The sequence below is a fragment of the Peribacillus aracenensis genome (assembly GCF_025175645.1).
Lineage (GTDB): Bacteria > Bacillota > Bacilli > Bacillales > DSM-1321 > Peribacillus > Peribacillus aracenensis.
In genome coordinates, this window is the sequence record NZ_JANZMJ010000091.1 from 1 (window position 1) to 1,384 (window position 1,384).

At 36.7% G+C, this 1,384-nt stretch carries 1 protein-coding gene and 1 pseudogene; both read left to right on the plus strand.

Annotation, left to right across the window (positions count from 1 at the left end):
* Positions 1-345: 345 nt before the first annotated feature.
* A pseudogene (locus N0M92_RS29050) lies at positions 346-779 on the plus strand (DUF4279 domain-containing protein).
* A gap of 153 nt (positions 780-932) precedes the next feature.
* The gene (locus N0M92_RS29055) at positions 933-1,181 is read left to right on the plus strand and encodes a hypothetical protein (RefSeq protein WP_260289024.1); all 249 of its coding nucleotides are present in this window, start codon (positions 933-935) and stop codon (positions 1,179-1,181) included.
* The last annotated feature ends 203 nt before the right edge of the window (positions 1,182-1,384 follow it).

Consider the following 1,384-nt stretch of genomic DNA (forward strand, 5'->3'; position numbering starts at 1 on the left):
AAGGAATGTAAGCGCAAATGACGCTAAGAGACATGGGAGGGTACGTCATCATAAGTTTCGCAGAGATCTATTGTGCATCACATAGTGGAGAAAATAGCTAATGATTTCCATTAGTTTTAGCGAAGCGTACTCTCAATTTAGTAATAAAAACCAGAATTTCAATACTCTGTTTAAAAGTAGGATAAAAAAATAATTCGCCTAATACACCGAGTGGTGCAAACCGTTGATACATCAATGTTCATAGAGGGAGGTTAGTTGCATAAGGGTGATATAATAATTTCAATAGAAAAGATGGAAAATGAGAACTACTGGGAGGGAAATTTGGACTTGGACAAAACTCAAGTAATGGTTTATTTCTGCTTGTATGGAGATGAGTTTCCAATAGATTATGTGACCGAAAAGTTAGAAATTGAACCAACAAAAACCTATAAAAAGGGTGAAGTCATTGTAAGACCTCATAATCCAAATGTTATTTCAACGAAAACTCTTTATCGAAAGAAACAGCCTGGGAATTAAGTACGGGCTATCAAGAATCCTATGATGTGAAGGAACAAATGGACCAGATTTTAGGACCGTTAAAAAATAAAGCAGCTATAATAAATCAGGTAAAAGCAAAGTATAAACTGGAATGTAAAATCTTCATCGTTATTATTATGGAAAATGGAGATTCACCGGGTTTGTATCTTGATAACGAACAGATTGAATTTGCAAGTAGTGTTAAAGCTGAAATTGATATTGATTTGTATGCAAACCCTTATGAAAATGAATATGACGACTAAAAAAGCACAAACTTTCTTCAACTAACGGGTGCTTTACTTCATTATCAGGAGCTGATCAGCAGCTCCTTTTCTTTTGCAACTATAGGGGCAGGATAGTTCAAGAGTAATATATACTAAGATAATGGTAGATGAAAAAGTAGGGAGTTCGAGGAAATGGATGAAATGATAGGTGGTTCATTTGTTTTTGTAACGGGAGTTATTTTTCTGTGGCTTGGTTTGTTTCAGTACAAGTGGTTATATAAGGGTATAAAGGAGGTTGAAGAAGGAAAAATCGATATTTTACCTTTTATAAGTAGTTATTGGTTCTGGCGGATTGTTTTAATCGGAATTGGTGTATTACTCATTTTTACAACTGGAAATTCATTCATTAGGTATGTCTTTAATGAACTAACGGGTGCGTAGTTTAACAAAGGGTTGCTGCGGCAACCTTTTTCGTGCGCCCGGCATGGGTGCAATCTATAGGGTGAAAGTCCCGAATCATGAAGGCAGTAGTAGTGGTTAGCTTAATGCAAGGGTGTCCACGGTGACGTGGAATCTGAAGGAAGCAAGCGGCAAACCTCCGGTCTGAGGAACACGAACTTCATATAAGGCTAGGTATCATTGGA